Raw genomic sequence first — 7,043 nt, forward strand, 5'->3', positions numbered from 1 at the left:
ACGCTCGTGCGGCCGACCGCGTCGGCGAAGCCCGGCTCCACAGGCATCCCCAGCAGCTCGAAGATGCTGCGCGCGGCCATGGCGGTCACGTGGGGTGCGTGGATTATCCACCTGCTCTCCGACGTCACGCGCGGCATCGCCGCCGGTCGCGTGCCGTGGGCCAACATGTGGGAGTTCTCGCTCACCGGCACGCTCGTGATCGTGGGGCTGTTCCTGTTCGCGAACCTGCGGTGGGACATCCGCTGGATCGGCACGTTCATCCTCGGTCTCGTGTGCGTGCTGCTGATGGTGGCGCAGGTGCGCTACTACGTGCCGGTCGTGCCGCTGCCGCCCGCCCTGCAGTCGTACTGGCTTGTGATCCACATCATGGTGGCGATCTTCGGCACCGGGTTCTTCGCGCTCGGCTTCGCGCTCGCCGCCGCGCAGCTGCTGCAGACCTGGCGTGAGCGCCGCGAGGCGCTGTCGCTGCCGCCCGTGCTGCCGTTCCTCAAGACGCTGCCGAACGCGCTGACGCTCGAGAACCTGAGCTACCGGGTGAACATCGTCGGCTTCATCTGCTGGACGTTCACGCTCATCGCCGGCGCCATCTGGGCCGAGAAGGCCTGGGGCCGGTACTGGGGCTGGGACACCAAAGAGGTGTGGACCTTCATCATCTGGGTGATCTACGCCGGGTACATCCACGCGCGCGCGACCCGCGGGTGGCGCGGTCAGCCCTCGGCGTGGCTCGCGATCGCGGGCTTCGTCGCGGTGATGTTCAACTTCGGCATCGTGAACGTGTTCTTCCACGGGCTGCACTCGTACTCGGGGCTCACCAACTAGGGGCGCTTCTCGGGGCGCTTCTCGACGCGCCGCCAGCCGGCTCTGTCAGCCGGCCTTGCGCTGCGCCGGCTCGACCGAGTCGCCGAAGATCTCGGGCGTGAGGCCGTTGAGGAACACACCCGGCTCGACGCTGAGCGCCGTCGCGATGCGCACCAGAAGTCGGATGTTCGGCAGCGACCGACCGCTCTCGTATGCGCGCACGTTCGACGAGTCGATGCTCGCTGCAACGGCGAGCTGATCCTGCGTGAACCCCGCGAGCGCCCTCTGTTCGGCGATGCGCTTGCCGATGTAGGCAGCGGCATCTGAGGCGACTCGGGGCACCTCTTTAGCCTCACGATGCCCCAACACTGGTGCCAGGGCGAATGTCACCGGGTACTTGTACCGTTAAGGCGTGCCCGAACGAGACTCCACCGCCCGCCTGGTGAAGTCGCGTCAGCGGGTGGCAGACCACGGCGAGGTCTTCACGCCCGGCTGGCTCGTCGACGACATGCTCGACCAGGTCAAGTCCGAGACCGAGCGCATCGACGCGCGCTTCCTCGAGCCGGCGTGCGGCTCGGGCAACTTCCTCGTGCCGGTGCTCGCGCGCAAGCTCGCGGCCGTCAAGGCGCGGCACGGGCGCAGCGACTTCGAGAAGAGGCACTACGCGCTGTTCGCGCTGATGTGCGTCTACGGCATCGAGCTGCTGCCCGACAACGTGGCCGAGTGCCGCGCGAACCTGCTCGAGGTCTTCACGAGCTTCCTCAGAGCCGGCTCCGACGACGTGTGGGCACGTGCGGCATCCGTCGTGCTCGCCGCCAACGTCGTGCAGGGCGACGCGCTGAAGATGACGGATGGCTCGGGCGAGCACATCACCTTCCCCGAGTGGGGCTACCTCGGCGGCGGCAAGTACCAGCGGCGCGACTTCCGCTTCGACAACCTGACGCAGCGGGCCTCCTTCCAGGGCACGCTCTTCGACGCTCTTGAAGAGCATGAGGTGTTCACGCCGGTGCGCAGCTACCCGCGCATGACCGTGCAGGAACTCGCATCGTCGCCGGTTGAGCCTGTCGAAACCCGGGCGGGCACGAAGTGACCGGCCAGGCGCCGCTCGCGCTCGCGGGCTACAACCCCGACGTTCTCACCTGCATCGCGAACCTGTCGAACGACGAGGTGTTCACGCCGCCCGAGCTCGCGAACCGCATGCTCGACACCCTCGAGCTCGCGTGGGCCGAGGCGAACGAGGGCGCCAGCATCTGGGCCGACCCGACTGTGACCTTCCTCGACCCCTTCACCAAGTCGGGCGTGTTCCTGCGCGAGATCGTGTCGCGGCTCACGGTCGGGCTCGCCGAGCGGATGCCTGATCTGCAGGAGCGCGTCGACCACATCCTCACCAAGCAGGTCTTCGGAATCGCGATCACGCAGCTGACCGCGCTACTCGCGCGGCGCTCGGTCTACTGCTCGAAGTTCGCCAACGGGCCGCACTCGATCGCGAGGTCGTTCGACACCGCAGACGGCAACATCTGGTTCGAGCGCACCGAGCACACGTGGGTCGAGCGGAAGAGGGAGCGCCGTGTCGACCCTCTGACCGGCGAGGAAGCGCTTGTGCAGATCGTGGGAACCGGCAGGTGCGCGTTCTGCGATGCGAGCGAAGCCGAGTACGGCCGCGAGGACGATCTCGAGACCCATGCGTACGCGTTCATCCACACCGACGACATCAAGGCTCGAATCGGCGAGCTGTTCGGAGCCGACATGCAGTTCGACGTCATCATCGGGAACCCGCCGTACCAGCTGGGTTCGAACGGCGGCACCCGCGACGTTCCGATCTATCAGCACTTCGTCGAGCAGGCGATGGCTCTCGAGCCCCGCTTGCTGACGATGGTGATTCCCTCGCGATGGATGGCCGCCGGCCTTGGCCTGCGGGACTTCAGAGAATCGATGCTGCACGACACGCGGCTGCGAGCGCTGACCGACTACCCCGTCGCAAAGGACGTGTTCACCGGGGTCGAGGTCAAGGGCGGTGTGTGCACATTCCTGTGGGATGCCGACTACGACGGCCTCTGCGACGTGACGACCGTTCGCGGGAAGGAAGTGACGGGCCCGGTGGCCCGCGACCTCGGCGAGTACGACGTCTTCGTTCGAGACGCGCGGGCCGTCGACATCCTGCGGAAGGTGCTCTCGGCGAACGAGGTGTCGGTCAACACGATCCTCTCGGCGGACAAGGAGTTCGGCTGGACCTCGAACTTCGACGGCTTTCACGCTCAGCAGCAGCCAGGGGACGTGCCCCTGTACTACGTGCGGAAAGCCAAGCGCGACGTCGGGTTCATCGCGCGTGCGGAGGTGTCGAAGAGCGCCGCGCTCATCGACACGTGGAAGGTGCTGGTGCCGAAGGCGGGATCCGGCGGCGGAGCCGTCCCCGACTATGTTCTGGGCCGCCCGCAGATCGCGCCGTCGCCGTCGGTGTGCACGCAGTCGTTCTTGTTCTTCCACGTCGGCACCGAGAGCGAGGCGGCGAGCGTCGCGTCGTACTGCGCGACGCGGTTCTTCCGGTTCCTCGTCTCGCTGCGCAAGATCACCCAGGACGCGACGAAGGCGACCTACCGGTGGGTCCCCCTTCAGAGCTGGGACCGCACGTGGACCGACGCTGAGCTGTATGCCAAGTACGGCCTCACCGCCGCAGAGGTCGCCTTCATCGAATCGCAGGTGACCGAAGTCTCGTGGGCCGGCGACTTCGATGTCTAAGCCCATCGAGGCGCTGCTTCCCGAGAAGCCCGAGTCGAAGCTGCGCATCTACGCATACGAGATCCACGACGACGCGCACGCCGGGCTGCTCAAAGTCGGGCAGACCACGCAGGACGTGAAGGTGCGCGTTGCCCAGCAGCTCAAGACCGCGGCGATCGAGAACTACACGATCGTGCTCGACGAGCCGGCCGTGCGCGACGACGGCAGCTTCTTCCGCGACCACGAGGTGCGTGCCCGGCTCAAGCAGAAGGGTTTCGAGAACCCCATGCTCGAATGGATGCGCTGCAGCGTCGCCGACGTGCAGACCGCGATCGCCGAACTGCGAAAAGGCCTGACGCTCAGCGGCACCCACCACGAGACGTTCCCGATGCGCGCCGAGCAGGAGCGCGCCGTCGAGGCGACCCTGCGCTACTTCGCATCGGTCAAGGCCGAAGACGACAACGCCGTCCCCGAGTTCCTCTGGAACGCCAAGATGCGCTTCGGCAAGACCTTCACCACCTACCAGCTCGCGAAGCGCATGAACGCCCGCCGCGTGCTGGTCGTCACCTTCAAGCCCGCCGTCGAAGACGCGTGGCGCACCGACCTCGAGTCGCATGCCGACTTCGACGGCTGGCAGTACCTGTCGCGCCAGAGCGAGGGGGACCCGGGGGATGCCGACCCCGAGCGGCCCCTCGTCTACTTCGGCTCCTTCCAGGACCTGATGGGGAAGGACGCTGCCGGCAACTTCAAGCCGAAGCACAAGTGGCTCAGCGACGAGAAGTGGGATCTCGTCGTCTTCGACGAGTACCACTTCGGCGCCTGGCGCGACACCGCCAAGGAGCTCTTCGAGGGCGAGGACGACACCGCGCGCAAGCGCGAGACCGATGCCGAGTTCAACCCGGCTCTCGACACCTTCGCCGAAGAGATCGAAGAGCTGCACAACGACGAAGACGCCTTCGTGCCGATCTACGCCGGCGCGTACCTCTATCTCTCGGGCACACCGTTCAAGGCGCTCGCCACCGGCCGATTCATCGAAGAGCAGATCTTCAACTGGACCTACACCGACGAGCAGCGCGCCAAGCTCGAATACGCGCAGAAATACCCCGGCGCGCGGAATCCGTATGCCTCTCTGCCCGAGATGCGGCTGATGACGTACCGGATGCCCGACGACATCCTCTCCGTCGCGAGCGGCGGCGAGCACGACGAGTTCGACCTGAACGCCTTCTTCGAGGCGAGGGGCGAGGGCGACGACGCCGAGTTCGTGCACAAGGACGAGGTGCAGAAGTGGCTGAACCTCATCCGCGGCGAGCACCGGCCGACCCAGCTCGATGCGCTCAAGACCGGCGAGCGGCCGCCGCTGCCGTACTCCGACACGCGCCTCTTGCCGTACCTGCAGCACTCGATCTGGATGCTTCCCCGCGTGAACTCGTGCACGGCGATGGCGAAGCTGCTCGCCGAGCCGCAGAACGTGTTCTGGCACGACTACGACGTCGTCAACGTCTCGGCGCCCGGTGTCGGCATCGGCCTCGACGCCCTGCCGCCGGTGCGGAAGGCGATCGGCAACGGCTTCGACACCAAGACGATCACGCTCACGGTCGGCAAGCTCACGACGGGTGTGACGGTCGCGCAGTGGTCGTCGATCCTCATGCTGCGCAACCTCAAAGCGCCCGAGACCTACTTCCAGGCCGCCTTCCGCGTGCAGTCGCCGTGGTCGATCACGAATCCGAACGGCGACGACCCGAACGAAGAGGCCATCCTCAAGCCGGTCTGCTTCGTCTTCGACTTCGCCCCGACCAGGGCGCTGCGCCAGATCAGCGAGTACGGCATCGGCCTCGCGCCCGGTGAGTCGAACCCCGAGAAGGCCGTCGCCGAGCTCGTGAACTTCTTGCCGGTGCTCGCCTACGACGGCGCACACATGTCGCAGGTCGACGCGGGTGGCATCCTCGACATCGCCATGGCCGGCACCTCCGCCACCCTGCTCGCACGCAAATGGGAATCCGCGATCCTCGTCAACGTCGACAACGTGACGCTGAAGAAGATCATGGCGAGCGAGGCCGCGATGAACGCCGTCATGAACATCGAGGGATTCCGCGCCCTGGGCTCGTCGGTTTTCGAGACGGTCGTCAACAAGTCCGAGAAGCTCAAGGAGACGAAGAAGAAGCTCGAGGGCAAGGACGTCGACAGGGCGACGAAGGCCGAGCTGACCGCGGAGGAGAAGGAGTACACGTCCAAGCGGAAGCAGATCCAGGAGAAGCTGATCAAGTTCGCGACCCGGATCCCCGCGTTCATGTACCTGACCGACTTCCGCGAGAACACCCTGCAGGACGTCATCACGAAGCTCGAGCCCGAGCTCTTCAAAGCCGTCACCGGCCTCACCGTCGAGGACTTCAACCTGCTGGTCGGCCTCGGCGTCTTCAACGCGGCGCACATGAACCAGGCGGTGTTCGCCTTCCGGCGCTACGAGGATGCCTCGCTCTCGTACACGGGCATCGAGTCGCACCGGGGGCTGCGCCGCTACGGGCTCTACGACACCGTCGTCGCTGTCGAGTAGCCGAACCGCGCCGTCAGGCGAGCGGCCCCTCGCCCTCGGCTCGCTCCTGAAAGGCGGTCACGGCCCCGCCGTTGTCGCGCGCCCAGTCGTTGAGGACCTCGATGGGCCCGATGAGGGTCTCGCCGAGCTCGGTGAGGCGGTACTCGATGCGGCGCGCGGCATCGACTCGGCGCTCGACGAGGCCGTAGTCGCGTAAGCGGCGCAGCGTGTGCGCGAGCATCTTCCTCGAGATGCCGCCGACGACATCCACGAGTTCGCCGTGGCGTCGCGGCCCCTGCCTGAGCGCGAAGATCACGAGCGCCGCCCACTTCTCAGAGAGGATCTCGACGGTGAGGCGGGTCGGGCAGTCGGAGAGGACCCCGGGCCCCGCCAGATTCTGCATGGTTCCACGGTACCCGCAGGTAACACGCGGCTTCCTAGCGTGAATAGCGGCCAGAAGCGAACGGATGCCTGAGGAGTAGTAGCCATGCCACGAGTTGTCGTCTTCGACGAGTTCGGCGGACCCGAGGTCCTGCACATCGTCGACGAACCTGTCGTCGAACCCGCCGCCGGCGAGGTGCGGGTGCGCGTCGAGGCGTCGGCGGTGAACCCGCTCGACGCGATGATCCGCGCGGGCACGTCGCCCGCGCCCGTGCCGCTGCCGCACGCGCGTCTCGGCGTGGAGGCGACCGGAGTGATCGACGCGGTCGGTGACGGAGTCACCGCGGTGGGCGCGGGCGACCCGGTCATCATCACGGCGATCCCGGATTCCTGGGTGAGAGGCAGCCACGCGGACTACACGACGGTCCCGGCCAGCACGGTTGTTCCGCGGCCGGCCGGGCTCGACGTCGCCGAGGCGGCGGCCAGCTGGGTCGGGTTCTCGACGGCGTACGGCGCGCTCGTCGAGGAGGGTCGGCTGAGGCGGGGGCAGCGCGTTCTGATCTCGGGGGCCTCGGGCGCCGTGGGGCGCGCGGCGATCCAGATCGCGGGCGAGCTCGGT

7 protein-coding genes are annotated in these 7,043 nt (G+C 67.0%); 5 read left to right on the forward strand and 2 right to left on the reverse strand.

Annotated elements, in window-relative coordinates:
- A partial coding sequence (gene ccsB / locus ACM2XV_RS10770; RefSeq protein ID WP_487026925.1) for a c-type cytochrome biogenesis protein CcsB occupies positions 1-819 on the forward strand: 819 nt, incomplete at its 5' end.
- Positions 820-864: 45 nt separating this feature from the next.
- On the opposite strand, the gene ACM2XV_RS10775 is transcribed toward ccsB, so the two are convergent.
- Complete coding sequence (locus tag ACM2XV_RS10775) at positions 865-1,140, reverse strand: helix-turn-helix domain-containing protein (RefSeq protein WP_344772687.1); 276 nt, start codon at positions 1,138-1,140, stop codon at positions 865-867.
- Between the two features lie 70 nt (positions 1,141-1,210).
- Between ACM2XV_RS10775 and ACM2XV_RS10780 the strand changes: the two genes are divergently transcribed.
- Genes ACM2XV_RS10780 through ACM2XV_RS10790 form a run of 3 tightly spaced genes read left to right on the forward strand, consistent with a single transcriptional unit; the run spans position 1,211 to position 6,064 of the window.
- Complete coding sequence (locus ACM2XV_RS10780) at positions 1,211-1,888, forward strand: DNA methyltransferase family protein (RefSeq protein ID WP_487026926.1); 678 nt, start codon at positions 1,211-1,213, stop codon at positions 1,886-1,888.
- Positions 1,885-3,534: an Eco57I restriction-modification methylase domain-containing protein gene (locus ACM2XV_RS10785; RefSeq protein WP_487026927.1), complete on the forward strand. Its 1,650-nt coding sequence runs from the start codon at positions 1,885-1,887 to the stop codon at positions 3,532-3,534. Before ACM2XV_RS10780 ends, ACM2XV_RS10785 begins: the two co-directional genes overlap by 4 nt.
- On the forward strand, positions 3,527-6,064 hold the full coding sequence (locus tag ACM2XV_RS10790) for a DEAD/DEAH box helicase family protein (protein WP_487026928.1): 2,538 nt from the start codon (positions 3,527-3,529) through the stop codon (positions 6,062-6,064). Before ACM2XV_RS10785 ends, ACM2XV_RS10790 begins: the two co-directional genes overlap by 8 nt.
- 13 nt (positions 6,065-6,077) lie before the next feature.
- Here ACM2XV_RS10790 and ACM2XV_RS10795 read toward each other — a convergent pair whose 3' ends face one another.
- Positions 6,078-6,446 carry a winged helix-turn-helix transcriptional regulator gene (locus ACM2XV_RS10795; RefSeq protein ID WP_487026929.1) on the reverse strand — a complete coding sequence of 123 codons (369 nt, stop codon included), beginning with the start codon at positions 6,444-6,446 and terminating at the stop codon, positions 6,078-6,080.
- Between the two features lie 84 nt (positions 6,447-6,530).
- On the opposite strand from ACM2XV_RS10795, the gene ACM2XV_RS10800 reads away from it, so the two are divergent.
- A partial coding sequence (locus ACM2XV_RS10800) for an alcohol dehydrogenase catalytic domain-containing protein (protein WP_487026930.1) occupies positions 6,531-7,043 on the forward strand: 513 nt, incomplete at its 3' end.

This window comes from Gryllotalpicola sp. CP2-P1 (assembly GCF_057512245.1).

What these genes read in the sequence shown, in the direction of transcription:
- ACM2XV_RS10790 (WP_487026928.1), top strand. Translation starts at nt 3,527, where the DNA reads ATGTCTAAGCCCATCGAGGCGCTGCTTCCCGAGAAGCCCGAGTCGAAG.
- ACM2XV_RS10795 (WP_487026929.1), bottom strand. Translation starts at nt 6,446, where the DNA reads ATGCAGAATCTGGCGGGGCCCGGGGTCCTCTCCGACTGCCCGACCCGC.